Genomic DNA, 25,292 nt, shown 5'->3' with positions numbered 1-25,292 from the left:
GGATGACGCAAACCTCTTGATCACCGACGGTGGGGCGGGGTGGCGTGGGGTGGCGTGGCGTGGGGTCAGCGCATGCGGGAGACGATTCCGGTGTCATAGGCACCGGAGAGGAACTCGTCGTTGGTCAGCAGCTCGGCGAAGAAGGGGACGTTGTTCTTCGGCCCCTCGATCTGGAAGGCCGCGACAGCCGTCTTCGCCCGTTCGAGCACCTCGTCCCGGGTCGCGCCGGTGACGATCAGCTTGGCCAGCAGACTGTCGTAGAACGGGGTGACGGTGTTGCCATCGGTGTAGCCGGAGTCCACCCGGATCCCCGCGCCGGTCGGCTCCACCCACGTCCTGATCACACCGGGACCGGGCAGGAAGCGCTTCGGGTCCTCCGCGTTGATCCGCATCTCGATGGCGTGACCACGCGGGGTCAACGCGTCCGGGTCGAACGTCGGCGCCAGCCCGGACGCCACCCGCATCTGCTCCTCGACCAGGTCGATGCCGTAGACGTACTCGGTCACCGGGTGCTCCACCTGCAACCGCGTGTTCATCTCCAGAAAGAAGAACTCGCCGGTAGCCGGGTCGAGCAGGCACTCCACCGTGCCGGCGTTGCGGTAGCCGACCGCCTCACCGGCCCGGACCGCCGCGGCGAGGAGGCGAGATCGCAGCTCCGGTGAGACCGCGGGCGACGGGGACTCCTCGACCAGCTTCTGGTTGCGCCGCTGCACCGAGCACTCGCGCTCGCCGAGCGCCACCACCCGGCCGTCGGCCAGGCCGAGGATCTGCACCTCGACGTGCCGCACCCGGGGGAAGTACCGCTCGATCAGCACCGAACCGTCGCCGAACATCCGCTCGGCGAACGCGCGAACCTTGTCGTACTCGGTGCGCAGCGCGGCCTCGTCGACGGCCACGCCCATGCCCATGCCGCCACCGCCGGCCGCGGCCTTGACCATCACCGGGTAACCGATCTCGGCCGCCGCCGTCACAGCCGCGGCGAGGTCGGCCGCCGGGTCGGTGGTGCCGGGCGCGACCGGGACGCCGGCCGCCGCCATCAGGTTCCGAGCATTGATCTTGTCGCCCATCGCGGTGATCGCGTCCGCGCCGGGTCCGACCCAGATCAGGCCGCTCGCCTCGACGGTACGGGCGAACTCGGCGTTCTCCGACAGGAAGCCGTACCCGGGGTGGATGGCCTGGGCGCCCGTCGACTTCGCGGCGGCGAGGATCGCCTCGGTGTTGCGGTAGCTCTGCGCCGGGTTCGGCGGGCCGATGAGGACCGCCTCGTCGGCCTCGACGACGAACGGCAGGTCGACGTCCGCCTCCGAGTACACCGCGATCGCGCGGATGCCGAGCCGCTTGGCGGTCCGGATGATCCGGCGAGCGATCTCGCCCCGATTGGCGACCAACAGTGACTCGATCATGTTTCCTCCCGGCGTCCGGATGGTGGGACGATGTCAGGGAATCATGACCGGCCTGCTTCTGACGAGTCGGCTCAGGCGAGCAGCGCGGCGAGGGTCGCCCCGCGCAGCAGCTCGGCACGACGCCGCCGGTCCACCTCACCACCGAGGAACGGGGTCGAGTTCATCAGACCGAACGCGGCGTGCGCGAGTACCCGCGCCTCACCGTCGGGCATGCCCGGGTGCAGCGCGGTGAGCACTGTCACCCACTCCTCGACGTAGAGCCGTTGCAGGCGGCGGATGCGCCGCCGCGGCTCCTCCGGCAGGCGGTCCAGCTCGTGCAGGTGCAACGCGATCACCGCAGGGTTGGCCAGCGCGAACTCGACGTGGAAGTCGATCAGCGACTCCAACACCTCGCGCGGAGCGTCCGGGTGCCCGGCTGCGCGTTCCCGTCCGCCGGCCAGCAGACCCTCACTCACCGGGATGAGCGCGGCGGCCAGCATCGCCTCCTTGCCGGCGAAGTGGTGGTAGAGCGCCGGACCGGTGACCCCAGCGGCCGCGCCGATGTCATCCATCGACACACCGTGGTAGCCACGGGCGGCGAACAGACCAACCGCGATCTCCAGAATCTCGTCCTTGCGGGACCTGCGCCGGCCCGCACCCGCCGCGCCCCGTGCCTGCTGCTCCACCGTCACCGGGCAAGCCTAGACCGCGAACGGGCAGTGGTGGTTGCCGGTGAGTTTCGCTCGCACCGGGGTCGGGCCGCCCCTGACCTGGCCGGGGGGCGGCCCGTTCCGGGTCAGTCGTCCTCGTCCAGGTCGTGCTCCGCACGCAGTGCGGCGGCCTCCGCGGGCCGATCGAGCAGATCCAGCGCACGAGCCAGCAGCCAGGCCGTCTGGCGGACCGGCTGCGCGTCGGCCGGCAACCCACCGAGCACCCGGCGCAGGAGCACCTCCGCCTCGGCCGGGCGGTCCAGGCGCAGCAGCAGCTCACCGGCGAGGCGCTCGGCCATGGCGGCCTCACTGAACGCCCCGATCGATCGCAACCGGTCGGGCACCCCGTCGAGCCGGCCCAACGCCTCGTCCAGTCGACCCGCCCCGCTGAGCACCCGTGCTCCCGCCTCGGCCGCCATCGCCAGCTCGTACGTCACCGACGGCTCGGCCTCCCCGGCCAACGTCGCCGCCACCGCGTCGACCACCTCGACGGCCCGCAACGCCGCGTCCCGGTCGTCGGCCCAGAGCCAGGCGTACGCCCCCCGTCGCCGGGCGCGCAGTTCGTCCAGCGGCAGCTCGCCGCGCCGGTATTCCTCAGCCGCGGCGGCGAACCGCTCGCCCGCCACCGCGTCCCGATCGGCGTCGAAGAGGATCCCGCCGGCCTCCTCCAGCACCTGCGCCCGATAGGGAAGGTTGTCCGGTCCGTCCAGGTTGACGGCCAACTGCTCCAGCAGTGCCAACGCCGGGTCAACCTCGCCGAGCCCGGCGTAGATGCCGGCCAACAGGTGTCGGCAGCGGTCGGCCTCGGCCTGGGCGCCCATCCGGTCCAGACCGAGCACGGCCTCCTCGGCGACCTCGGCGGCCTCGGCGAGCCGACCCACCATCTGGTACGCGTTCGCCAGCTCCCACCGCAGGAACGCATCCCCGCCGGCGTCCAGCTCCACGCACAGCGTCACCGCCTCGACGAAGTCGTCCACCGCGTCGACGGCCCGGCCGGCCGACTGCAACGCCCGAGCGCGGGCGACTCGGACCGGCAGCTCCGCGTCCGCCGGCGCCGCCTCCAACGCCTCGTCGCAGGCAGCCACGGCGTCCGCCGAATCGTCCGCCAACCGCGCACGGGCCAGGCAGGCGGTCACGATCACCTCGCCGACACCCAACTCACGGCCGAGCTGGCGAGCCTCGTCGACGGCGGCGCGGGCCTCGTCGACGCGGCCCAACTGCTCCAGCAGGTGCGCCCGGTACGTCGCGATCCGGGCCAGCAGATGCCGGTCGCCGGCCGCGTCGGCCGGTGCCCGGTCGAGCGCGGCGAGCGCGTCCGCCCAGCGTTCCCGGTGCAGCAGCGCCGACGCCACCCGGACGTGTCCGCCCGCCCGCTCCCGGGCGTCGCCGGAGCGGTCCAGGGCATCGGCCGCCTCGCGGGCCAGCGTCAGCCCCTCCTCGGCGCCCTCGTCGGACCGGGCCAACAGCACGCCGAGCCGCCCGGCGACCACCTGGGCGGGCACGTCCTCGCCCACCTCCCGGTACAGCTTCAGCGCCGCCCGGTTCAGCTCGACCGCGCTCTCGAGGTCTTCCTCGTCGGCACGCTCGCCCGCCCGCAGCGCCAACCGGTGCGCGGACGTACGTGCGGGCAGCTCGGCGGAGCCGAACCGTTCGTCGAAGGCGACGAGCGCCGCCCGGAAGGTGGTCTGGTCGTGTCGACCCCAGCTCTGGTCCGCGAGGTCCAGCAGGTCCTCGGGGCCGGCGTCGGCGGGCAGGTCGATGGTGGGCCGTTCACCCTTGCCTGGCCGTACTCGCTCGGCCCGGTCGGCGGTCCGACCGGTCGGGCGGCGGCGGACACTCGCCGACAGCGGCAGATGCTCCCCGCTCGCCCGCACGGCCAGCCGACGGGCGATCCACTCCGACTGGTGGGCGGTGCCGTTACGGGCGTCGAAGCGGGCGGCCAGACCTGACGCGGTTTCGGCCAACTCGTCCGCCAACACCGCCGCGGACACCTCGGCGGCCGGCCTCCCCTCGGCGGCCCGGCGGTACACCGTCGAACCGCCGGCCTGACGCAGTGCCGCGGCGGCGGCCGCCGCGAAGTGCATGGCGGCGGCCGGCGACGGCGGCCGGTCCAGCCAGTCCAGGTGCCGCTCGACCAGCTCCACCGCGCGCGCCTCGTTGCCGGTCACCGTGCAGAACTCGACGTGGTCGCCGATGTCCCACAGGTCGGCGAGGTTGCCGCGCAGCCGGCGGTACGCCTCCCGGTGCGCGTCCCGCGCCTCGTCGCCCCGCCCGGTCCGCAGGTACGGCAGGAGCAGCGCGGTGAGGATCGCCTGCGGCTGCTCGTTGCAGTTGAGCCGGCCGGCGAGCACCGGCTCGGCCAGCTCCACCGCCTCGGCGTCCCGCCCGGTGTCGGCGAGGTATTCCACCTGACTCGTCGGATCGCAGCCGGCGCAGTCGGAGAGGTCGTCGCGCGGGGTGGTCTGCCAGAGCCGGTACCAGTGCGCGGCCGCCTCGGCGTCGCCCACGTGATCAGCGATCCGGAACCGGTACTTGTGGACGGTCCGCAGGCTGTGCCCGCCCTCCCGGTAGCGGCGTTCCATGTCGTCGAGCACGGCGTACGTGCGGTCGAGCGGCACCTCCGGGAATTTCAGCAGGCCGTTGACCATGTATTTGAAGTGCCACAGCAACTGGTGCAGGTGCCTCTGGTGGTAGGGCTGCGGGTCACCGTCGAACTCGGACAGGCACCAGGAGAAGGTCACGAAGGACTTCGCCGGCTCGCCGCCGTAGATGTAGCCCTCGGTGGCCTGCATCCGGCTGACGAACGCGAGGTGCCGGTCGTCGGCGGCGTCGACCCGACGCAGCAACTGCTCCAGCGCGGCGATCTGCCCCGCCCCGTACGGCATGTCGGTGATGCCGCGCAGCACCCGCCACAGATCCTCGTCGCTCACGCTCACTCCTGTCCTGGCACGGCCCGGCCGAGCAGGCCGAGGAAGGAATCGTTCAGCAGGGCGGCGTCGGCCGCGCGGATCGGATGGTGCCCGAGCAGCAGAGCCTGTCCGTAGAGCGCCTCGACGGCGAGACCGACCAACTCCGGGTCGGTCAGCGAGGCCACCCGTCGTACCAGCGGGTTGCGGTGGTTGAGCACCAACTGCGGGCGGTCCGGCGGGGCGGTGGCGGCGAGCGCGTCGAGCACCCCGCCCCACAGGTCGTCGGCCCGGTCCCGGCTGGCCGCGAGCTGGTCGTTGAACGCGGCCGACCGGCTCACCAGGTAGAGCGCGGGCAGCGAGACCGGCTCGTACGCCCGGATGACCACCTCGCAGCCGGACCGTTCGACGGCCCGTTGCGCCGCGGTGAGGAACGGCCGCAGCGCCAACTCCACAGGCGGGTCGAGTGCGTCGAAACGGGTGGTGAGGTCGCTCGGTTCCAGCCGCTCGATGAGCACCGAGCGGTCCACCACCGGCAGCCGCTCGATCAGCTCGGTGTCGTACGTGTAGCCGGCGTTGACCACCGCCAGGTCCTGCGCGGCGGCCACGGCGGCGAGCTGACGGAACTCGTCGAGGCTGGCCGCGTAGCGGACCACGCCGTAGCGTTCGCGGAACTCGGCGAGGGTGAGCGTACCGACGTTGCTGTCCATGGGCCACCACCTGTCGACCAGCCGGAGCATCTCGTCGTCGTGCAACGCCAGGGCCTTCACACCGAGGTGGTGCACCTGGAGGAACTGCGCCAGCCGGTGCGGGTCGTGCCGCGCCAGCCGGACCAGCCAACCGCGCACCTGGTCGCCGAGCGCCTCCCGGGTCGCCGTCAGCAGGGTGTCCTCGTAGAGGGCCTCCCGGCTGGCCGTCGGGCGCAGCTCGGTAGCGTCCACCACGCAGTGCGCGAAGAACGCCCACTCGGGCAGCAGCCCGTCGGCGTTCTCGGTGAGCAGCATCCGTTTGAGGTAGACGCGGTGCCCGGCCCGAGCCGCCGGGTTCACCGGGGTGGGCAGGATGACGGCGACGCCGGTCAGCCCGGCCTCCGGCACGGCCAGCGGCAGCACGTCGAACGGGTCGACGCCGAGCGTCTCCCGCGCGTACCGGACCAACGCCGCGCGGTCCAGCGGCGCACCCGGCGTCGTCGGCCACGGCGGTGCCCCGGTGGTGGTGACGACGTCCCCGACGCGGACGGTGACCGGCAGCAGCGCCCCGAAGAGTCGGGCCAGGTCGGTGACGGTCGGGGTGGTGAACCACTGGTCGGCGTCGCGGCGGGGCACCAACGTCACGGTGGTGCCCGGCTCGGCGCGGGCGGCCTCCGGCGGGGCCAGCGTCACCGCGTAGCGACCGTCGGCGTACCCGGTCCAGCGAACGGTCGGATCGTCGCCGTGCCGGGTGAGCACCTGGATCTCGTCGGCCACCAGGAAGCAGGAGAGCAGGCCGATGCCGAACTGGCCGAGGAACTCGTGCCGGGAGAACCCCAGCTCGTCGCGCTTCGAGCTGCGGCCGATGGTGGCCAACAACTCGTGCACCTGCGCCTCGGTCAGGCCGATGCCGGTGTCGTGCACCCGCAGCGTGCCGTCCCCGGTGCGGTCCGGTGTCTCGATGCGGACCAACGCCGGCGCGTCCGGCTCGACCGCACGTCGGGCGGTGATCGCGTCCACCGCGTTCTGGAGCAGCTCGCGGACGTAGACCCGCGGGCTGCCGTAGAGGTGATGACTGAGCAGGTCGACCACGCCACGTAGGTCGACCTGGAAAGTGTGGTCCACGCCTGTTTTCTCCCCGGTCCAATGCCGGCGCCCACCGTACCGATGATCACCGACGGGCGCGTCCCTCTTTCGTCCGGCGGCTTGACCCTCGACCCGGTTGAACCCGCACGGTCACCGGATGACCTCCCCTGCTCTCGGCCGAAACTTCCGGCTGCTCTGGTCCGCCGCCGTCTCGTCGAGGCTCGGGGACGCGCGGCGTACGGCACGGTGCCGGTGGTCGGCGCGGCGGCACTCACGTTCGCGCTTGTCACCCTGGCCGCGTGGCGGACACTGCGGACCGCGCCCGGCGTGCTGAGCCCCAGCGGGGCCGCCTAGCCGGACGCCGGCTGCCGGTGGGACAACCCGGACAGGCGTAGCGCGACCTTCCGGCGGGCCGGCGGCAGCACACCGAGCAGCCGGATCAGCACGTCCCGGGCGGGACGTCGGGCCGGGGAGACGGTCGCCAGTCGAGTCAGCCCGGCGGCGAAACTCAGCACGTCCTCGGCCATCGGCCGCTGCCCGGCGCTGTAATCGTCGAGCAGCGACTCCGGGCCTCCGTCGAGCACGTCCGCCACGGCGGTGCCGAGGGCGACCGCGTCGCAGATGCCGAGGTTCATGCCCTGACCACCCGCCGGGCTGTGCACGTGCCCGGCGTCCCCAGCCAGCAGCACCGCTCCGGCTCGGAAGGTGTCGGCGATCAGGTGGTGCACCCGGAACCGGGAGCCCCAGAGCACCTCGGTCACCCGGTCGGGTCGTCGCGCCGGGCCGCGCTCGTCGAGCAGCGTCTGGAGAAACGCCGCATCCGGGTCCGCCGGAGCCGTCGCCACCGCGGCCACCAGCCGGACCACTCCGTCCGGCAGCGGCGCCCAGATCAGCGGGCCGGACCGGGCCAGGAAGAGCGCGACCTCGTCGCGGGGCAGGACGCTGTCCACCCGCACGTCGGCGAGCACGAAGGATTCCTCGTCGCGGGGGCCGGTGAGGCCGATGCCGGCTGCCTGCCGGACGGTGCTGTGCAAGCCGTCGGCACCAACGACGTACCGGGCGCGCAGTTCCGCCCCGTCGATCCGCGCCAGCACCCCGTTGTCGGTCGGGCTCAGGCCGGTCAGCCGAGACGGCCGTCGTACCCGGACGCCGAGGGCGGCCAACTGCGCGGTGAGGACCTCCTCGGTGACCGACTGCGAGACCAGCAGCGCGAAGGGGAAGCGGGACGGCAACTCGTGGAACGGCACCGTCAGCAACACCCGGTCCCGGTCCCGGACGGTGAAGCGCGGCGACCGGATCCCCCGGGCGACGAGCGGCGCCGCGGCGCCGATCCGGTCCAGCACCTCCAGGGTGTACGCGTGCACCACCGCCGCACGGGACGTCGTCGGCGGCGCGGCCAGTTGGTCCAGCACGGTCACCTCGATCCCGCGTCGGGCCAGCGTCAGCGCGGTGGCGAGACCGGTGGGGCCGGCGCCGACCACCAGCACATCCGTGCTCTCGGGCAGCATGGCCACCTCCGGAAACTGATGCCAACAGGTGTTGGCAAACGCTTGTTGGCAACGCTAGGGCGCTACTGATTGTGTGTCAACAGTTGTTGGCATACGGTCGTCGGCATGACCGCGTCCGCCCAACCGACCCAGCCCCGCCGCTCCGACGCCACCCGGGCGGCGATCCTGCGGGCGGCCCGGGAACGCTTCGCGGCGGACGGATACGAGCGCGCCACGATCCGGGCCATCGCCACCGACGCCCAGATCGACCCGTCGATGGTCATGCGCTACTACGGCAGCAAGGAGGGGCTCTTCGCGGCCGCCGCCGAGTTCGACCTCCGCCTGCCCGATCTGGCCGCCGTGCCGCCCGCTCACCTCGGCGAGGTGCTGATCCGGCACTTCCTCGCCCGCTGGGAGGGCGACGAGACGCTCGTGGCGCTGCTCCGGGCCGCCAGCACCAACCCGGGCGCCGCCGAGCGCATGCGCGGCATCTTCGTCGATCAGCTCGCCGCCGCCGTGGCCAGGTTCGGCACCGATCCCGCGACGACCGCCCGCCGTGCCGGTCTGGTGGCCAGCCAGATCCTCGGCCTGGCCTTCACCCGTTACATCGTCCGCCTGCCACCCATGGTGGACACGCCAGCCGAGGAGCTGGTCCCCTGGATCGCACCGACGCTGCAGCGCTACCTGACCGGGCTGCCGGAAAACTGACCCAACCTTTTACCCCTCCCCGTGCGTCTGGCAGGTGACGCGTATCGCGACGGCCGGGAAGGGGGCGGATGGCACCGACGGGACACGACGGCCGGGACGGCTACCTCGCCTTCGTGGAAAACCACCAACACCGGCTGCTGCGTGCGGCCTATCTGATCTGCGGCAACCAGCATCAGGCCGAGGATCTGCTCCAGGACGCCCTGCTCAAGCTCGCGCTGCGCTGGGCGTCGGTCCAGAACGGCGACCCCTCCGCGTACGTGCGGGCCATCCTCTACCGGGATGCCGTGTCGTGGTGGCGTCGACGACGGCGGGAATGGCTGAGCGCCACACCACCGGAGCGGGTGACCCACGACCGGGACGGCGCGCTACGGCTGACGATGCACGACGCACTGAGCCTGCTGCCGCCCCGGCAGCGGGCCGTCCTGGTGTTGCGCTACTACGAGGACCTGACCGAGGTCGCCACCGCCGAAGCACTCGGGGTGACCGTCGGCACCGTGAAGAGCCAGTGTCATGCGGCGCTGCGCCGCCTCCGCGAGGTCGCCCCGGACCTCGCCCGGAACGCCCGGCCACGGCAGGGCTCGGCCGATCTGGCCGCCGGCTTGGAGGTGAACCCGTGAACGAACAGGACCTGCGGCGGCTGCTGACCATCAGCGTCGAGGACGTTCTGCCCAGCCAACCGGCAACGGCCGGTTGGGACCGGGCTAGGCGCAGGCGACGGACCCGGCGGGCCGTCGGCATTGTCGCTCTGGCCGTGACACTTGTCGGCGGTGGCGCGGTGGTGGCCCTGCGACCTCCCGACCCACCGCCGAATCTCTCGGTGGCGCCGACCCCGACCGCCGTCCCCACGCACGCCGACCCGGTGCAGCGCCCCCCCGCCGAGCTGACCTTCGCACCCGACCCGCTCACCCGGCTCGGCGGCCCGGCGACCGTGCCGCTCTCCGAGCGACCGGTCGAGCGGGCTCTGGCGCTGTTCCAGCCGACGGACGAGGAAAATCGCGCGAACGGCCCGGTGCGGGTGCTCGGAAACGACGGCGTGGTACGCAGCCTCGACGTGGTGACGCTGCAACCCACCCGGGATGCGGGCTACAACGAGGCACCCGCCGTGAAGCCGGGCGTGCTGTCGCCGGACGGCCGGTCGGCGGCGTTCGCGCAGACCAAGGAACTGGTCATCGTCGACCTCACCACCGCGCAGGTACGCCGGATTCCCCTCGACGGCTATCTGGAGCTGGTCATCTGGGCGAACGACCGGGTGCTGGTCGGAGGCGACGACCGGACGTACACGGTGGACCGGGTCACCGGGGTGGCGAGCAGGATCGACGTGTCGGCCTGGGTCCTGGCCGCACCCGACCCGGAGGCCGGCCGGGAGGCGCCGCTGATCGAGCTGATCGGCGATCGGGATGGCTTGGAACTGCGGAGCCGGACGGCCCGCGAGGCGACGATCCGCTCCGAACAGCCGATCACCAGCGACGGGCTGCCCTCGCCGTACCAGATCAACGAGTTCTACGGCCGGGGCTGGCTGCACGGCGGGCGGCTGGCCAGCGCGGCATGGATCACCAGCGGTGAGATCGACGGCGCCGAGGGGACGGCGGTGCTGGATGCGCGGACCGGTGCCGTGGCCCACCTGCTCGACCTGGGCCGGGAGCGCAGTAAGGGCTGCTGCGAGGTGCTGGGCTGGGACAACGAGGGTGCGGTGCTGCTCCGGTTGGAACCGGCCGCGCTGGCCCGCTGGAATCCGGAGACCGGCGAGGTCACCGGCATCATCCGCGACCTGCGTGGCGTGATCGCAGTCGCTGGTTGAACGACCGTCCCCGCGCGACAGGGGCATCGCGCGGGGACGGTCCACACCACTACCGACGCCGCTCAGGCGGTCAGGCCACCGGGCTGGTCGCCCTTGACGACGGGTGCCCGGACCAGGTTGCCCCACTCGGTCCACGAGCCGTCGTAGTTGCGCACCTGCGGGTAGCCCAGCAGGTGCCGCAGCACGAACCAGGTGTGGCTGGACCGCTCGCCGATCCGGCAGTACGCGATCACGTCGTCGTCCGGGCTGAGCCCGAGCTGGTCGGCGTAGATCGCCTTCAGCTCGTCGGCCGACTTGAACGTGCCGTCCTCGTTGGCGGCGGACTTCCACGGCTTGCTGACCGCGCCCGGGATGTGGCCGCCCCGCAGCGCGCCCTCCTGCGGGTAGTCCGGCATGTGCAACGTCTCGCCCGTGTACTCACCCGGCGACCGGACATCGACAAGCGGCCGGCCGGCGGCGATGTGCGCCATGACCTGCTCACGGTAGGCCCGCAGCGGCGCGTCGTCGCGTAGCGGCACCGGGTAGTCGGCGCGGGGACGAGCCGGCTTGTCGCGGGTCACCTCGCGCCCCTCGGCGATCCACTTCTGCCGGCCGCCGTCGAGCAGCCGCACGTCGGCGTGGCCGAAGAGCGAGAACACCCAGAGGGCGTACGCGGCCCACCAGTTGAAGTTGTCGCCGTAGAAGACGACCGTGTCACCCCGACCGATGCCCTTCGCGGCGCACAACTCGGCGAAGCGCTCGGCATCCAGATAGTCGCGGGTCACCTGGTCGTTCAGCTCCAGGTGCCAGTCGACCTTGACAGCACCGGGAATGTGACCCGATTCGTAGAGCAGTACGTCCTCGTCGGACTCGACAACCACGAGGCCCTCGTCGCCCAGGTGCTCGGCCAGCCACTCGGTGGTGACCAGCCGTTGCGGATCCGCGTACGACTGAAGGCGGGGATCAGGATCGTTCGGCACAGACATGATCCCCAAGGTACGCCGCAACCCTGCCCGCCGAACGGCCATCGGCGATCGGGTGCAGCGAATGCGACGCTTCACACGTGACAGCGGCGAGACCCGCCGACTCTGAGGATCGACATGACCCAACGGCACCGGACCGCACCGCCTCGGGTCGTCCCGCCACCGCTGGACTTCACCGACTTCTATCAGGCGCACTTCCACCGGATCGCGGTCCAGCTCTATGCCTACCTCGGCGACCACGCCGAGGCGCAGGACCTCACTCAGGAGGCGTTCTGCCGGGTCCTGGAGCGGTGGGATCGGATCAGCGGCTACGGCGACCCCTCCGGCTGGGTGCGCCGGGTGGCCTGGAATCTCGCCACGAGCCGGCTGCGCCGGGTGCGGACCGCCGTCAACCATCTGGCCAGGCAGCGGGCAGAGCACGTACCAGGACCGGAACCGGACCGGGTGGCGCTGATCCGGGCACTGACCACCCTGCCGACCGTCCAGCGGCGGGCAGTCGTGCTTCGCCACCTCGCGCACCTGAGCGTCGCGGAGATCGCCGACCAGTTGGGCGTTCCAGAGGGCACCGTCCGCTCCTGGCTGTCCCGGGGGCGGGCGGCACTGGCCACGTACTTCAACGAGCGACAGGAGGCCGACCGTGCGTGACGTCGCCTTGGAAGAGGTCTTCGCTGAGTTCGAGGCGAATGCCAGAACCACCCTCCAACCGCCGGGCACCCACGACGCCCAGCAGCGGGTACGGGACCGCCGCCGTCGGCGTCGAGGGCTGCTCGCCAGCGCCGCCGCACTCCTGCTGGCCAGCCCGGCCGGCGCGTTCGCCATCGCTGGGCGGAACGCGGACCGGCACGAACCCGCTCCCACGGAGTCGCCCGCGCCGAGACTCGTCGAGCGGAAGATCGGCCTCCCGCAGGGCGTCGGCGTATTGGTCGACCTGCGCTTCGTCAATGCTCGACACGGCTGGGCGCTCTTCGACACCTGCGGTACCACCGCGCCGCCGGAGGGCCTCGACTGCCGACTCACCTTCGCCCGGACCACCGACGGCGGCACCGTCTGGACCATGTCCGGACGCCCCCCAACCCAGCGCCCCGGCTCATACCTGCTTCCGCTGGACGACCGCACGCTCACGGTGGTCATGGATGACGGCTACTACGTGACCACCGACGGAGGGACGACGTTCACGACCTACCCGTTCAGCTCACCACCACCTGTGACCCAGCAGGCAAAGGCCACGGCCAGCGGATTTGTCATTGGGTGCCCATCGGCGGGCGGGGTGCCGGGCGTGAATTGCGAACGACGGCAGCTTGAGCGGATCGGTTCCGGTGCGGTCCAGCCGCAGCCCCCGGTGGCCCTCACTCAGGAGAGCACCGGTGGGTTGATCGAGGGGGGTGACGGGCGACTCTGGCTGTCGGTACGCGAGAGGGACAAGCTCTCTGTCCTGGTCAGTGCCGACAAGGCGGCGACGTGGCGACTGCTGCCGGCCATCGAGGGGGCGCACCAGCTGATGGTCTCACCGGACGGCCGCGACGCCTGGCTGACCACCGTCGCCGAGTCCGAGTTCGGCACGGCCAGTCTCAAGGACGTGTGGCGCCTTGCCGGAGACCGGTGGGAGCCGGGGCCTGGGTTACCCGACGACACTCGCACCGCTGCCGCGGTGAACGGCGGAATCCTTGCCGTCACTGGTGCGTACGGCGGCTTTGGGTTCTGGGTCGCAGGCCGCTACGTTGACGCGCCCGAGTTGCGTGCTGCGACCCTACCGGGCACCGACAGCCCGGATGAGCCCTCGATCCAGGTACTGCCGGACGACACCGTGGTCGTCAGCAGGACGGCCGCGGCGATCATCGGTACCGGTTCTGGCACCACGCGCACGTGGACTCGGATTTCCTGATCCGAAAGGCCGCCGGCGGGCGTGGGCGAGCCGCTCGGGCACGCCGGTGGGCCGCGGTTCAAACCGCTGCGGCCCGTGCTGCACGGTCAGGCGCGGCGGTGAGCGATTCGACCGGCGACCACGGTCACCAGGCAGTCGCCGCCGGCATCGTGGACCGCCAGGTCTGCGCGCCCACCCGGGAGCAGCACCGGCGGTACGGCTGTGGACAGCACCAGCAGATCGGTCTTGTCGACGGCGGCCCGCAGCGCCGGGTCGGCCAGGTGCTCCACCAGCACCGCCGTCACGCCGCGTCGCAGCAACACGTGCACCCGCTCACGTGGGGTGGGCGCCGCCGGCAGCGGGCCGTCGTGCAGCAGGCCCGGCCCCAGCGTGCCGGGCCACCGGCGGACCCGAACATCCGCGTACGCCGCACGCAGGTCGGCCAGCGGCCCGACGGCCTCGACCCGGTCGCCGCTGACCAGCACGGCGTGCTCCGACACCGGCTCACCGCCAGGGGTGCGCCGCAGCAGCGGCGCGGTGTGCAGTGTGCGCACGGTCAGTCGACGATCGGCCCGAGCAGCGGGCGCTTCGCCGTCACGGTGTCGCCGGACGACCGGCCGGTCAGCCGTCGCTTCACCCAGGGCGCGAGGTGCCGACCGGCCCACCGCACGTCGGCGGCACGGGCCGCCAACCACGGCGACGGCGCCGGGTGCGGCGGGACCATCAGCCACTCCTCGTCGCAGCCGACCCCGAGCGCGTTCAACACCTGCCCCGCGACCCTGCGGTGACCGGCCGGGGAGAGGTGCAACCGGTCGGTGCTCCACAGCATCGGGTTGAGGAAGGCGTCGTCGGCGTACAGGTCGACCATGATCGCGCCGTGCCGCTCGGCGGTCTCACCGACGGCCTGGTTGAGCAACTGCACCCGGGGGGCGACGAGGCGCTGGCCGGGCAGTCGGGCCATCACGTCGGCGAACCGGAACAGCAGCACGTCCGCGCCGCCCGAACGCAGTTGCCGGACCACCTCGTCGAAGCGGGACACCAGCGTGTCCGGGTCGAAGGTACGGCGCAGCACGTCGTTGCCGCCGGCCGCGAAACTGATCAGATCCGGCTTCATCGCCACCGCCGACGGCACCTGCTCGGCTACCACGCTGGGGAAGAGCCGACCCCGGATGGCCAGGTTCGCGTACCGGAAGTCGGGTCCCGCCTCGGCGGCGAGGCGGGTCGCCACCAGGTCCGCCCAGCCCCGGAAGGTGCCGTCCGGGTACGCGTCATCCATGCCTTCGGTGAAACTGTCCCCGACCGCGACAAAACTGCGCCAGCGCACCCGCGCCCCCTCACACCGCTCGTTGCCTGCGGCGACCAGTCTGTCACCGGCGGCGCGGCGGGTAGTGCCCCGATCGGGCGACGTGGCGGAGGTCATGCGACACCGAACCGACCCTCGACCCAACTCCCATGATCGACACGAGTTCACGGAAATCGCGGTATCCGAAGCGAGTTGACACCGCGACATCGGTGAACCCGTGTCGATCACCCGCGACTCGATCGCCCGCGAGGTCAGGCCTTCGACATCACTGACCCGGTGCGCTCTCGTGCGGCAGTCGGCTATCCGGCTGATTGCGGACTGTCGTGGCTCGCATCCAGGACCCACAATGGGGGGCCGATCACCGGTCCGAGCAGCGGGGAGGACCCAGTTGAGCCAGGCAAGTGAGCCGAGCCCTCCGGGGCCGACCCCGGCGACGGCCACATCGTCGCGCACCGCACGGGCCCGCCAGATCCGACTCGTGGGGCTCATCGTCGCGCTGGCCGTCCTGGCCGCCGCACTGGTCCCGATCGTCCTCACGATGGGGCCGCCGACCCGCGACGAGTTGCTGGAGAAGGCCGGTCTCAAGGGAAAACAGCAGCTCGTCATCGGGGTGAAGGACGACCAGCCGGGCATCTCGCAGCACCTTCCGAACAACGTCTGGAAGGGCTTCGACGTCGACGTCGCCTACATGGTCGCGGGCTATCTCGGCTTCGACCACTCCCAGGTGCGCTTCCTGCCGATCGAGAGCGAGGACCGGGCCCGTCGACAGGCCCGGGACAACGACGGGTTCGTCATCGTCGACCTGGTCATCGCCTCCTACAGCATCAACGACAAGCGTCGGGAGGAGGGCGCCGTCTTCTCCGCCTCGTACCTGCACACCGAGCAGTCGGCGATCACCCTGAAAAGCTTCGAGGGGCAGGTGAGCAGCCTGGAGGATCTCCGTGGGCTGACGGTCTGCTCGCTGACCACCTCGACGTCCATCCAGCGACTCGGCGAGGCCGGTGCCCGGCCGGTGGGCCGAAACCGGATCAGCGAGTGTGTCCAGGAGCTGTACGACGGCAAGGTGCAGGCCGTCACCACCGACGCGGCGATCCTCGCCGGCTTCGTCACGGCCGACCAGCCGGGCGACGACGGTCAACGCTTCCCGGTGACCCTCAAAAACCCGAAACCGCTGCGGCACTGGGACATCGGCTCGTCGCCGCAGGAGAGGTGGGGCATCAACGTCGGCCCCAATCAGGCCCTGCGGGACCTGGTCGACCTCGCGCTCTACGAATCGGCCCAGGACAAGGAGAACTCGACCTGGGAGAACGCGTACAACGCCAACCTCCGTTGGCAGCAGGGATACAACCTCCCGCAGCCGGTCGCGGAACAGCAGCAACCCGAGGCGAGGAAGGTGGAGGTGCGACAGTGGCCGTGGGAGAGGATCGCGCTACCGACCCCGGCGCGCCCCGGATCGTCACCATCTCCGGCGAGACCCGTCGCCCGCGCCGGATGGCGGGGGCGCGGCAGGCGCAGCAGTGGCTGCTGACCCTCCTACCCGCCTTCCCCGTCCTGCTCCTGGTGCTGCGACTGTGGCAGCTCAGCCACCAGGACATGTCCACGATGCTGCTGCTGGTGCAGTACGTCAGCCCGCTCGGGCTGCTCAGCGCCCTGCTGATCGCCCTGGTGTGGGCGTTCCCCGTTGTCGTGCTCGCCTTCGGGGTGCTCGGTCGGCTGCTGCGGCTCAGTGCCCCGGACCGGTTCGACCCGGAACGATCACTCCTGGCCTCCGGGACGGCACGCACCCCGGGCTGGGTGATCAGCGCGGCGGTCGCGTTGGGGGCGCTCACCTGGCAGCTCCGCTTCCTGCCGTCGCTGCTGATGCTCGCCCTCTGGCTGCTCGCGCTGCGTACCCGCTATCTGCACCCGGACCAGCCGACCCGGGTCCTGCTGGTCAGTCTGGCGCTGCCCGTGGCGGCGGCGGTCCTGGCCTACAGCGTGCTGGGGCCGGCGATCTGGACGGCGTACCAGGATCGCGAGTGGGCCACCGCCGCGCTGCTGGCGGTGCCGCCCGCCGCCACCGTGCTGCTCACCGGCCCGATCCCCGGCTGGATCGCCCCGGCGCTGACCCATGGCCTGGCGTTCACCGTCGCCACCGTGCTCCCGGTGGTGATGGGCGCGGTCTTCCTCCGGGTGCCGTTGTTGCCCACCGCCGCGATCGAGGTCGTGCCGAGGGAGTCGGCCAGGACGAGCCCGGCCGCGACACCCGCGACGGACGACGGCGCACCGGCCGAGGGCAGCGGGGCCGGGCCGTCACCCGCCGCCGCTGACCCGGAGGTGGTGCTCGGCGCGCTCATCGCGGTCACCGACACGTCGACGATCGTGCTGGACCGGGCTGCCACCGTGCGGTTCGTGCCGAACGGTTGGGTCGAGTCGCAGGTCCTCTGCCCACAGGTGACATCGGTGCCGTACAGCCTCGTGTCGGTGCGTGGTTGGCCGGTGGAGGAGACCGCGCTGGACTGGATGATGCCCCGCAAGCCGGTGGCCGATCCGGACGTCCGCTGTGAGGGCCGACTCCCCGGCGCGCGGTGACCCGGCCCCGACGGCGGGTGCCGCGACGCACCTGACGAATAGGGTGGCCCGGCCGGTCGGCGCGGCCCTACGCTGCGCGCATGCTGCTGCGCATGTCGACCCTGCTGCTCCGGACCCTGCGCGAGGACCCGGCCGACGCGGAGGTGCCGAGCCACCGGCTTCTCCTGCGCGCCGGGTACATCCGTCGCGCCGCGCCGGGCGGCTACACGTGGCTGCCGCTGGGCAAGCTGGTGCTGGACCGGATCACCGACGTGGTGCGTGGCGAGTTGTTCGCGATCGGCGACCAGGAGGTGCACTTCCCGGCGCTGCTGCCGGCCGAGCCGTACCGGACCAGCGGCCGGTGGACGGAGTACGGCGACGACATCTTCACCCTCGCCGACCGGCGCGGCGCCGAGCACCTGTTGGCACCCACCCACGAGGAGATGGCGGCGCTGCTGGTCAAGGACCTGGTCACCTCGTACCGGGACTTCCCGTTGACGCTGTTCCAGGTGCAGACGAAGTTCCGCGACGAGGCGCGGCCCCGGGCCGGTCTGCTGCGCGGCCGGGAGTTCCTGATGAAGGACGCGTACTCCTTCGACCTGGACGACGAAGGGCTGCGGGACGCGTACGCGCGGCACCGGGCGGCGTACCGGCGGATCTTCGACCGGTTGGGCCTGGACTACACGGTGGTGCGGGCGATGTCCGGCGCGATGGGCGGGTCCGCGTCGGAGGAGTTCCTGGCGGCGACACCGGTCGGCGAGGACACCTTCGTCGGCTGCACCGCCTGCGACTACGCGGCCAACACCGAGGCGGTGGTCACCCGGGCACCGGCCGCCGGTGACCCGACCACGCAGCCGGCCGTCGAGGTGCACGACACCCCGGACACCCCGACGATCGCCGGTCTGGTGGAGTTGGCGAACGCCCGTCGGTTGGGCGGTCGGGACGGCTGGACCGCCGCCGACACCCTGAAGAACGTGGTGCTGTCCGTTCGGCAGCCGGGTGCCGAACGGGCCGAGCCGCTGGTGATCGGGCTACCCGGGGACCGGGAGGTCGACCTGAAGCGGGTAAGCGCCGCACTGGCGCCGGCCCAGGTGGCCGTCTTCGACGAGTGGGCCGAGCATCCCGAGCTGGTCCGCGGGTACCTCGGGCCGCAGGTGCTCGACAAGCTGGGCATCCGCTACCTGGTCGATCCCCGGGTGGTGCCCGGCTCGGCGTGGCTGACCGGGGCGAACGAGCCGGGCCGGCACGCGACCGACGTGGTCTGCGGGCGGGACTTCACGCCCGACGGGACGATCGAGGCGGCCGAGGTGCGTGCCGGGGACAGCTGCTCGAACTGCGCCGACGGCGAGCTGACGATCCGGCGGGGCATCGAGATCGGCCACATCTTCCAACTCGGTCGCCGCTACACCGACGCGTTCGCGGTCGACGTGCTCGGACCGGACGGTAAGCCGGTCCGGCCCACCATGGGCTGCTACGGCATCGGGGTGTCCCGGGCGGTCGCAGCGATCGCCGAGCAGCACCACGACGACCGGGGTCTGGTCTGGCCGGCGGCGATCGCGCCGTGCGACGTACACCTGGTGGTTGCGGGCAAGGGGCCGCAGCTCGACGCGGCGCTGGAGTTGGGCGGGCGTCTCGCCGCCGCCGGCCTGCGGGTGCTTGTCGACGACCGCACGCACGTCTCGGCCGGGGTCAAGTTCACCGATGCGGAGCTGATCGGCATCCCCCGGGCCGTCGTGGTCGGCCGCCGACTCGCCGAGGGGTACGTCGAACTGCGCGTACGGGCCGGCGACGGGCGCACCGAGGTGCCACTTGACGGTCTGGTGGCCCGACTCGTGCACGAGGTACGTCAGGAACGTGGAAACCTGGTGTAGCTACCGCGTCACCGGGTAGATCAGTTCGATCGGGTGGAATCGTCTTCGGAGGCTCTCATGACCGGTTACCGGGTCAGTGACGTGATGACCAAGCAAGTCGTGTACCTGCCGGCGGAGACCACCCTGGACGAGGCGGCCAGGGTGATGAAGGAGGCGGACATCGGCGACGTGGTGGTCACCGACGGCGCCAGCCTCGCCGGCATGCTCACCGACCGGGACATCGTGGTGCGGGCCGTGGCGGAGAACAGCTCGCCCGCGGCCACCACCATCGGCTCGATCGTCACCCGCGAGGTGGTCATGATCGAGCAGCACTGCACGGCGGGCGAGGCGGCGGCGCTCATGCGGGACCGGGGCATCCGCCGGGTCCTGGTCTGTGACAGCGATCGCAAGCTGGTCGGGATCGTCTCGCTCGGCGACCTGGCCATGCAGCTCGACCCCACGAGCGCGCTCAGCGAGATCAGCGAACAGTCTCCGACGGTGTGACGAACGGGTCGGGGGCGCGGTGTGAGCCGCCGACCTGTTCGTGAATGGCCGGCGGGTAGCCTCGACGCATGGCTGACATGCCGGCCCGACTGGCCGAGATCGTCGACGAGTTCGCCGCCGCGCCGCGCGACCTGGTGCTGGAGATGCTCCTGGAGTACGCGGACGTCATCCCGGTGCTGCCGGAGGGCACCGTCGAACGCGAGGGCATGGAGCAGGTGCCCGAGTGTCAGACGTCGTTCTTCCTGCGCGCCAAGGTGACCCCGCACGGCACCGTGGCGACGATCTTCGACTGCCCGCCGGAGGCGCCGACCACCCGGGCGTTCGCCGGGATCCTCGCCGAAGGGTTGGCCCTGGCCAGCCCCGAGGAGGTGCTGGCCGTGCCGGACGACCTCTACCAGCGGATGGGCCTGGCGCAGGCGATCAGCCCGCTGCGGATCCGCGGTGGCACGGCGATCCTGGGCCGGCTCAAGCGTCAGGTGCGGGAACAACTCGCCTGACCGCGAGGTTGCCACCGATCATGGAGATCGAGATCTACGCGGACGTCATCTGCCCGTGGTGCTACATCGGCAAGCGCCGCCTGGACGAGGCTCTCGCCAGCTACCCGGGCGAGGTGACGGTCCGCTACCGGCCGTTCCAGCTCGACCCGTCACCGGTCGCCGAGCCGCTCCCGCTGGTGCAGGCGCTGGCCGGCAAGTTCGGCGGGCCGGAGCGCGCCCAGCAGATGGTCGCGCACGTGACCCAGGTCGCGGCCGCGGACGGGCTTCGGCTGGACTACGACCGCGCGGTGATCGCGAACACCTTCGACGCGCACCGGCTGGTCTCCTACGCCACCGACCAGGGCCGGGCAGCCGAGATGGTGGAGGCGCTCTACCAGGCGCACTTCAACCACGGGATCGACGTCGGGTCGCGGGAGGCGCTGGCCACCCTGGCCGGCACGATCGGCCTGGACGCGGCCGACGCACGCCGCTTCCTCGACTCCGACGAGCGCGTCACCGAGGTCGCGGCCGAGTTGGCCACCGCCCGGGATCTTGGCATCACCAGCGTGCCGACCTTCGTCCTGGCCGGGAAGTACGCGGTCACCGGCGCACAGGAGGTGCAGACCCTGCTCGCCGCGCTCAGCGAGGTCGAGCAGCGCGAGGCAGCGGAAGGCGAGCAGCGCGAGGCAGCGGCACACTGAGCCACCGGGTGCCCCCGGCATCGATGATCACGATGTTTCACGTGCAACAACATCGATGCCGGTGCCTGTTCAGGCCGGCCTGGCCAGCCCTTCCACGACCTGCGCGCCCGGCAGCGCGCCCAATGCCGGCCCCGGCAGCGCGATCTTGCTGTGCCGTACGCCGGACCCGATGATCACGTGCGGAGTGGCGATGACCCGTGCGTCCACGAGGATCGGCCACTGGGCCGGCAGCCCGATCGGGGTGATGCCGCCGTACTCCATCCCGGTCAACTCGACCGCGTCGGCCATCGGGGCGAAGCTCGCCTTGCGGACGTCGAGCGCCCGACGGGCCACCCCGTTCACGTCGGCCCTGGTGGTGGCCAGGACGATGCAGGCCGCGTAACGGACCACACCCTCACGCTTGCCCGCCACCACGACACAGTTGGCCGACACGTCCAGTCCCACCTCGTACGCCGCACAGAACGCGGCCGTGTCGGCGAGTTCGGCGTCGATCGGCGCGACCAGCACGTCGTTGACGTCCACCGGCGCCTCGGCGGGCCACTGCGCGATGGCCTCCGCCACCGGCGGGGCGAGCAGGTCCAGGCGGGCGCGGGCGGGTTCGGTCTTCAGCGTTCCCATCACGGGTGCGATCCTCGCATCCGCCACGCTGAACCGCCCGACGGCTCCCGGTCCGTTTCGGGACGCCACCGGCCCGGGCCGAACCGATCCGGTGCTCAACTGCCGGCGAGGAACGCGTTGTCGCGCAGGAACGATTGGTCCCTGGCGGCCGCCAGCTCCTCCTCGCGCCGGGCCCTGGCCCGTTGCAGCTCCAGGTCCTCCAACGCGTGCCGGACTCCCAGCCGGATCACGCCGTAGAGGAAGACGAAACCGAAGACGTAGAGGATCACCGTGGTGACGACAGCGAACATGGCGTCACCGTAAGACGAACGTGAACCGTTGTTGCTCTCATTTCCGCCCCGTTCCCCCGTACGTGTCGACGTGTCTCGCTCATGTGGTGAGTTGACCGCAGCCTTTGGCTGGGGCTCAACGAGGCATGCACTACCGGAGCCAGTGCCCCCAGTTGCGGGACCGATTCACGGCAAGGTGTCGGACCCAGCCCAGGAACCGCGCGTAGGTCGCCACCGGGTCGGGGGGCTCGGGGTACAGCCGACAGAGGTCCCGGGTCGCCTCCCCCAAGCAGTCGGCCATGTCCACGGCCAGCAACCTGGGCTCGTCGGCGTAGTCGGCGACCAGCTCAACACGGGCCTGACCGCACGGCCAGGGTTGAGCGTCTGCGGCGCAGAACCAGAAGGGGCGGACGGGGGCATGCCGTTGGCTGCTCATTGGGCCTCCCGGGGCGGGTGCGAGCGGCACCCCCACCTGCCGCGAATCGTCACCAGGTAGGGGCCTGTGACCGATCAGATCCCAGCGACCACTACCCTGTCAACATTGGCGCACCCATATTAGGGTGCAAACTTACGCGCGCTCATGTTGACACGTCTGCCCCGGCCTACCTTGATTGACATGGCTGAGGGACCGGGCGAGCTCGTCGCGGCAGGCGAAATCTTGACCATGCTGGGCGTGGGCCGTTCACGTTTCAGACAGATCCAGCAGCACCCGGCTTTCCCGCGCCCGTACCAAACCCTGAGCGTCGGCTCGATCTGGCTGCGGTCCGAGGTCGAGGAGTACATCCGGCTGCACCGCCGCCCACGTCCGGCGGACGACGAGGAATAGGCCCCTTCTGAGGTGTGGGGCGCTTTCACCCCGAGCGGATCAGGTCGAGCACGGTCAGCAACGCGAAGAACGCGATCACGATCTCGTTGACGATCCAGGCATGGCCCTCGGCCCACTCCCGCATCCGGGTCAGTGCCCGCGCCGCCCTGTCTCCGAGCAGCAGCAACGCCAACAGGGGCAGGGCGAGCAGGAGCACGGTGAGCAGCACGAACGGCACCAGGTGCCACCACGGCAGGTTGTGTCGGGCCACACTCGCCCCGACGGCGGCCATGGTCAGGTCGTCGGTCGGCGTCAGCACGAAGAGCAACGCACCCAGTCGTAGTGCCGCACGTGGGTCGGCATGCTCGATGCTCCCCAGCCACCTCGGCGGCCCGGACTGGTCCCGCCGTACCCACACCAGCACGGCCAGGCCGACCAGCAGGGCGAGAACCACCAGGTCGATGGCGGGACCGCGATCGACCTTGCCGGCGGCGGCGCGGGCGTCGGCGACCAGGCCGCCCACCCAACGGGTCAGCAGCCAGCTCACCGTCACTCCGGCCGTGACCACCAACCCGGCCCCGGTGAGGAAGCCCAGCGACGCCGCCCGGGGGCGGTCCGACGAGGCGAGGAAGACCGCCACGACAAGTTGGCTCCCGGCGACCATCACCACGGCGAGCGGCAGGATGGTCAGGAAGTTCATCGCCCGCCATCCTCCCGGCCCAACCGGGCCGGCCGCGACCGAATCCCCGGATCACCCGCCGGGTCGGACGAGTCCGCCCACCACGACGCGACCGGCCAACAGCGCCCCGAGCAGTGCCAGGCCCGCCGTCACCGCCAGAGTCGCCGCGTAACTGGCCGGACCGGGCTCGCTTCCCGCGGCCAGCACGGCACCTGTCAACGCGAGCACGGTCGCCGCGAAGAGGGAGTCGCCCAGTTGCAGGGAGGAACTGTTGCGGCCCTGTTCGCCGGGGGCGGACAGCTCCAGGGTGAGCACCGACAACGACGGGTAGAGCAGTCCCATGCCGAGGCCGGCCGCCGCCCACCCGAGCACGGCGACAGCCACCGGCAGCTCCGGCCGGACGGCCAGCGCCACCGTGGCCGTGCCGACCGTGATGCAGCTCAACCCGGCGCGCGGCAGGCTGGCCCGCGACGCCGGCACCGGGATCCGGCCCTGCAACCAGGAACCGGCCGACCAGGCCAGCGCGCCGACCGTGAGGACCAGCCCGGCGGCGGTCGGCGAGAGGCCCCGCTCCCGGGAGAGCATCAACGGGATGACCACCTCGGCGCCGACGAACGCCGCCGACGCCAACCCGCGCAGGCCGACCACCGTGGGAAGCCCCCGGGCCGCCCGCAGGAACCCGGCCGGCAGCAGGCGCGGGGCACAGACCAACAGGCCGACGACGGCAAGCGCGATGAGCGTCAGGGCGGGAACGCCGCGCTGCTGTCCCCCGATGTGCAGCAGAGCGGCGCTCACCGCGGCCCCGCACGCCCAACCGATCCGTCCCGCCGCGCCGGCCGGTGGCGGGTTCGCCGCGCTCCGCCCCAGCGACCGCAGGCCGGGATGGATCAACAACACCGCCGGCACCGCCACCGCCGGCACCGCGAGGAAGACCCACCGCCAGTCCAGGTACTCCACGATCAGGCCGGCCACCGCCGGCCCCACCAGCGACGGTACGACCCACGCCGCCGCGAACGCCGCGAAGATCCGCCGGTGCAGGTCCGGCGGGTACGCCTGCCCGACGATCACGTAGAGCGCCACCGAGAGCAGCCCGGAGCCGAACCCCTGCACCACCCGACCGACGACCAGCACACTCATCACGGGGGCGGTCCCGGCGATCAGCAACCCGACCACGAACCAGGTGACCCCGTGCCACATCGGACCCCGGGGGCCTCTGGCGTCACACCAGATGCCGGAGACCACCATGGCCAGCACGCCCGTGGCGAACGGGCCACCGAACGCGATCCCGTACAGCGCCACCCCGTCGAGGCTGCGGGCGACGGTCGGCATCGCCGTACCGACCGCCAGCGCCTCGAACGCGAGCAACGAGATCAAGGCGACGCTGCCCACCGTCATCGCACGCAATCGGGGTGCGAACAACCCCGGTACGACCGGTGCGTCGGTGGCGACTGTGCTCGGCATGACCCGAGCATGCGACTTCAACCTGGATTCAGGTCAATCACCGGTGACCCGGCTCTCGTCAGGCGTCCTGCAGCGCCTGCCCGACCCCGCGCACCACTCCCGACAGGTGCTGATCCGCCAGCAGGTGGCCGGCCGTGATCACCAGGGCGATCGGCCACTCGATGACCTGGAGTGCGGCGAGCACACCGAGCCCCGCGTAGTAGGCGACCTTGTCCGGTGGCGGCACCGCCACGGCACCCAGCATCGGTAACGCCACCCGCCGGTTGTACATCCGGACGTTTTCGTTCGAGCCGTTCAGATGTCGCGTCAACGTGCTCATGCCGGCCTCCCCATGTCCGGTGATGGTCGTCGGGTTCCACGGCCCACCCCGTCCATGCGCCGGCGACGACGCAAAGTTCCGCCATCGCGGGGGCATAACGGATGACAGGTCGGGAAGCCAGGCCGCCGGACGTGAGTGCGGTGGGAGGACGAAATGGCCAACGTCAGG

At 71.7% G+C, this 25,292-nt stretch carries 26 protein-coding genes and 1 pseudogene; 13 read left to right on the top strand and 14 right to left on the bottom strand.

From position 1 onward, the window contains the following. Positions 1-65: 65 nt before the first annotated feature. The 4 genes from AB0C25_RS29370 to AB0C25_RS29355 form a co-directional block, all read right to left on the bottom strand. Positions 66-1,403, bottom strand: coding sequence for a biotin carboxylase N-terminal domain-containing protein (locus AB0C25_RS29370; protein WP_357377322.1), 1,338 nt, complete (start codon positions 1,401-1,403; stop codon positions 66-68). 71 nt (positions 1,404-1,474) lie between these two features. Further along, entirely contained in the window at positions 1,475-2,074 is a 600-nt protein-coding gene (locus tag AB0C25_RS29365) for a TetR/AcrR family transcriptional regulator (RefSeq protein WP_357377321.1), read from the bottom strand. 104 nt (positions 2,075-2,178) lie between these two features. Next, positions 2,179-5,022 carry a hypothetical protein gene (locus AB0C25_RS29360; protein ID WP_357377320.1) on the bottom strand — a complete coding sequence of 948 codons (2,844 nt, stop codon included), beginning with the start codon at positions 5,020-5,022 and terminating at the stop codon, positions 2,179-2,181. A 2-nt stretch (positions 5,023-5,024) separates the two neighbouring features. After that, the gene (locus AB0C25_RS29355; protein ID WP_357377319.1) at positions 5,025-6,812 is read right to left on the bottom strand and encodes an HSP90 family protein; all 1,788 of its coding nucleotides are present in this window, start codon (positions 6,810-6,812) and stop codon (positions 5,025-5,027) included. 81 nt (positions 6,813-6,893) lie between these two features. On the opposite strand from AB0C25_RS29355, the gene AB0C25_RS29350 reads away from it, so the two are divergent. Further along, positions 6,894-7,127: a hypothetical protein gene (locus AB0C25_RS29350; RefSeq protein ID WP_357377318.1), complete on the top strand. Its 234-nt coding sequence runs from the start codon at positions 6,894-6,896 to the stop codon at positions 7,125-7,127. Here the strand turns inward: AB0C25_RS29350 and AB0C25_RS29345 are convergent. Further along, positions 7,124-8,281, bottom strand: coding sequence for an FAD-dependent oxidoreductase (locus AB0C25_RS29345; RefSeq protein ID WP_357377317.1), 1,158 nt, complete (start codon positions 8,279-8,281; stop codon positions 7,124-7,126). The two genes, AB0C25_RS29350 and AB0C25_RS29345, sit on opposite strands and share 4 nt — an antisense overlap. A gap of 105 nt (positions 8,282-8,386) precedes the next feature. Here AB0C25_RS29345 and AB0C25_RS29340 point away from each other — a divergent pair, with 105 nt between their 5' ends. The 3 genes from AB0C25_RS29340 (at position 8,387) to AB0C25_RS29330 (ending at position 10,766) form a co-directional block, all read left to right on the top strand. Continuing rightward, complete coding sequence (locus AB0C25_RS29340; protein ID WP_357377316.1) at positions 8,387-8,968, top strand: TetR family transcriptional regulator; 582 nt, start codon at positions 8,387-8,389, stop codon at positions 8,966-8,968. A 68-nt stretch (positions 8,969-9,036) separates the two neighbouring features. After that, positions 9,037-9,585: a SigE family RNA polymerase sigma factor gene (locus AB0C25_RS29335; protein ID WP_357377315.1), complete on the top strand. Its 549-nt coding sequence runs from the start codon at positions 9,037-9,039 to the stop codon at positions 9,583-9,585. After that, on the top strand, positions 9,582-10,766 hold the full coding sequence (locus AB0C25_RS29330) for a hypothetical protein (RefSeq protein ID WP_357377314.1): 1,185 nt from the start codon (positions 9,582-9,584) through the stop codon (positions 10,764-10,766). Before AB0C25_RS29335 ends, AB0C25_RS29330 begins: the two co-directional genes overlap by 4 nt. Before the next feature lie 62 nt (positions 10,767-10,828). On the opposite strand, the gene AB0C25_RS29325 is transcribed toward AB0C25_RS29330, so the two are convergent. After that, a complete protein-coding gene (locus tag AB0C25_RS29325) occupies positions 10,829-11,731 on the bottom strand; it encodes a sulfurtransferase (RefSeq protein WP_357377313.1) in 903 nt (300 codons plus the stop codon). A 114-nt stretch (positions 11,732-11,845) separates the two neighbouring features. Between AB0C25_RS29325 and AB0C25_RS29320 the strand changes: the two genes are divergently transcribed. Further along, the gene (locus AB0C25_RS29320; protein WP_357377312.1) at positions 11,846-12,373 is read left to right on the top strand and encodes a SigE family RNA polymerase sigma factor; all 528 of its coding nucleotides are present in this window, start codon (positions 11,846-11,848) and stop codon (positions 12,371-12,373) included. Next, on the top strand, positions 12,366-13,610 hold the full coding sequence (locus AB0C25_RS29315; protein WP_357377311.1) for a hypothetical protein: 1,245 nt from the start codon (positions 12,366-12,368) through the stop codon (positions 13,608-13,610). Before AB0C25_RS29320 ends, AB0C25_RS29315 begins: the two co-directional genes overlap by 8 nt. An 86-nt stretch (positions 13,611-13,696) precedes the next feature. Here AB0C25_RS29315 and AB0C25_RS29310 read toward each other — a convergent pair whose 3' ends face one another. Both AB0C25_RS29310 and AB0C25_RS29305 read right to left on the bottom strand, forming a co-directional pair. Then, positions 13,697-14,143, bottom strand: a complete 447-nt coding sequence (locus AB0C25_RS29310; protein ID WP_357377310.1) for a hypothetical protein — start codon at positions 14,141-14,143, stop codon at positions 13,697-13,699. A gap of 2 nt (positions 14,144-14,145) precedes the next feature. Continuing rightward, positions 14,146-14,913: an SGNH/GDSL hydrolase family protein gene (locus AB0C25_RS29305; RefSeq protein WP_357377389.1), complete on the bottom strand. Its 768-nt coding sequence runs from the start codon at positions 14,911-14,913 to the stop codon at positions 14,146-14,148. Positions 14,914-15,280: 367 nt separating this feature from the next. On the opposite strand from AB0C25_RS29305, the gene AB0C25_RS29300 reads away from it, so the two are divergent. The 6 genes from AB0C25_RS29300 (at position 15,281) to AB0C25_RS29275 (ending at position 20,973) form a co-directional block, all read left to right on the top strand. Beyond that, positions 15,281-16,420 carry a transporter substrate-binding domain-containing protein gene (locus tag AB0C25_RS29300; RefSeq protein WP_357377309.1) on the top strand — a complete coding sequence of 380 codons (1,140 nt, stop codon included), beginning with the start codon at positions 15,281-15,283 and terminating at the stop codon, positions 16,418-16,420. Further along, positions 16,384-17,463: a hypothetical protein gene (locus AB0C25_RS29295; RefSeq protein ID WP_357377308.1), complete on the top strand. Its 1,080-nt coding sequence runs from the start codon at positions 16,384-16,386 to the stop codon at positions 17,461-17,463. The genes AB0C25_RS29300 and AB0C25_RS29295 overlap by 37 nt, the downstream gene beginning before the upstream one ends. An 80-nt stretch (positions 17,464-17,543) precedes the next feature. Next, positions 17,544-19,313: a proline--tRNA ligase gene (locus tag AB0C25_RS29290; RefSeq protein ID WP_357377307.1), complete on the top strand. Its 1,770-nt coding sequence runs from the start codon at positions 17,544-17,546 to the stop codon at positions 19,311-19,313. Between the two features lie 57 nt (positions 19,314-19,370). Next, positions 19,371-19,796, top strand: coding sequence for a CBS domain-containing protein (locus AB0C25_RS29285; protein WP_030487636.1), 426 nt, complete (start codon positions 19,371-19,373; stop codon positions 19,794-19,796). A 68-nt stretch (positions 19,797-19,864) separates the two neighbouring features. Next, positions 19,865-20,293 carry a SufE family protein gene (locus tag AB0C25_RS29280; RefSeq protein WP_357377306.1) on the top strand — a complete coding sequence of 143 codons (429 nt, stop codon included), beginning with the start codon at positions 19,865-19,867 and terminating at the stop codon, positions 20,291-20,293. 20 nt (positions 20,294-20,313) lie between these two features. Continuing rightward, on the top strand, positions 20,314-20,973 hold the full coding sequence (locus tag AB0C25_RS29275) for a DsbA family oxidoreductase (RefSeq protein ID WP_357377305.1): 660 nt from the start codon (positions 20,314-20,316) through the stop codon (positions 20,971-20,973). A 69-nt stretch (positions 20,974-21,042) separates the two neighbouring features. Here the strand turns inward: AB0C25_RS29275 and AB0C25_RS29270 are convergent, their stop codons facing one another. The 3 genes from AB0C25_RS29270 to AB0C25_RS29260 form a co-directional block, all read right to left on the bottom strand. After that, positions 21,043-21,591, bottom strand: a complete 549-nt coding sequence (locus AB0C25_RS29270) for a YbaK/EbsC family protein (RefSeq protein ID WP_357244069.1) — start codon at positions 21,589-21,591, stop codon at positions 21,043-21,045. Between the two features lie 95 nt (positions 21,592-21,686). Then, a complete protein-coding gene (locus tag AB0C25_RS29265) occupies positions 21,687-21,881 on the bottom strand; it encodes a hypothetical protein (protein ID WP_357243056.1) in 195 nt (64 codons plus the stop codon). 130 nt (positions 21,882-22,011) lie between these two features. Beyond that, complete coding sequence (locus AB0C25_RS29260; RefSeq protein ID WP_357377304.1) at positions 22,012-22,296, bottom strand: flavin reductase; 285 nt, start codon at positions 22,294-22,296, stop codon at positions 22,012-22,014. Between the two features lie 180 nt (positions 22,297-22,476). Between AB0C25_RS29260 and AB0C25_RS29255 the strand changes: the two genes are divergently transcribed. Further along, positions 22,477-22,686, top strand: a complete 210-nt coding sequence (locus tag AB0C25_RS29255; RefSeq protein ID WP_357377303.1) for a hypothetical protein — start codon at positions 22,477-22,479, stop codon at positions 22,684-22,686. 25 nt (positions 22,687-22,711) lie between these two features. Here AB0C25_RS29255 and AB0C25_RS29250 read toward each other — a convergent pair whose 3' ends face one another. From AB0C25_RS29250 to AB0C25_RS29240, 3 genes and pseudogenes are all read right to left on the bottom strand, one after another. After that, positions 22,712-23,365 (bottom strand): GAP family protein, encoded by a 654-nt coding sequence (locus AB0C25_RS29250; protein ID WP_357377302.1) that lies wholly within the window; start codon positions 23,363-23,365, stop codon positions 22,712-22,714. Positions 23,366-23,416: 51 nt separating this feature from the next. Then, complete coding sequence (locus AB0C25_RS29245) at positions 23,417-24,805, bottom strand: MFS transporter (protein ID WP_357377301.1); 1,389 nt, start codon at positions 24,803-24,805, stop codon at positions 23,417-23,419. 58 nt (positions 24,806-24,863) lie between these two features. After that, positions 24,864-25,180, bottom strand: a pseudogene (locus AB0C25_RS29240) (hypothetical protein). Positions 25,181-25,292: the final 112 nt, after the last annotated feature.

The organism is Micromonospora sp. NPDC048839 (assembly GCF_040649915.1).
In the GTDB taxonomy this organism is placed as follows: domain Bacteria; phylum Actinomycetota; class Actinomycetes; order Mycobacteriales; family Micromonosporaceae; genus Micromonospora.
Note: the sequence above shows the minus strand (reverse complement) of the source record. Positions and strands in the feature narration are given on the sequence as shown.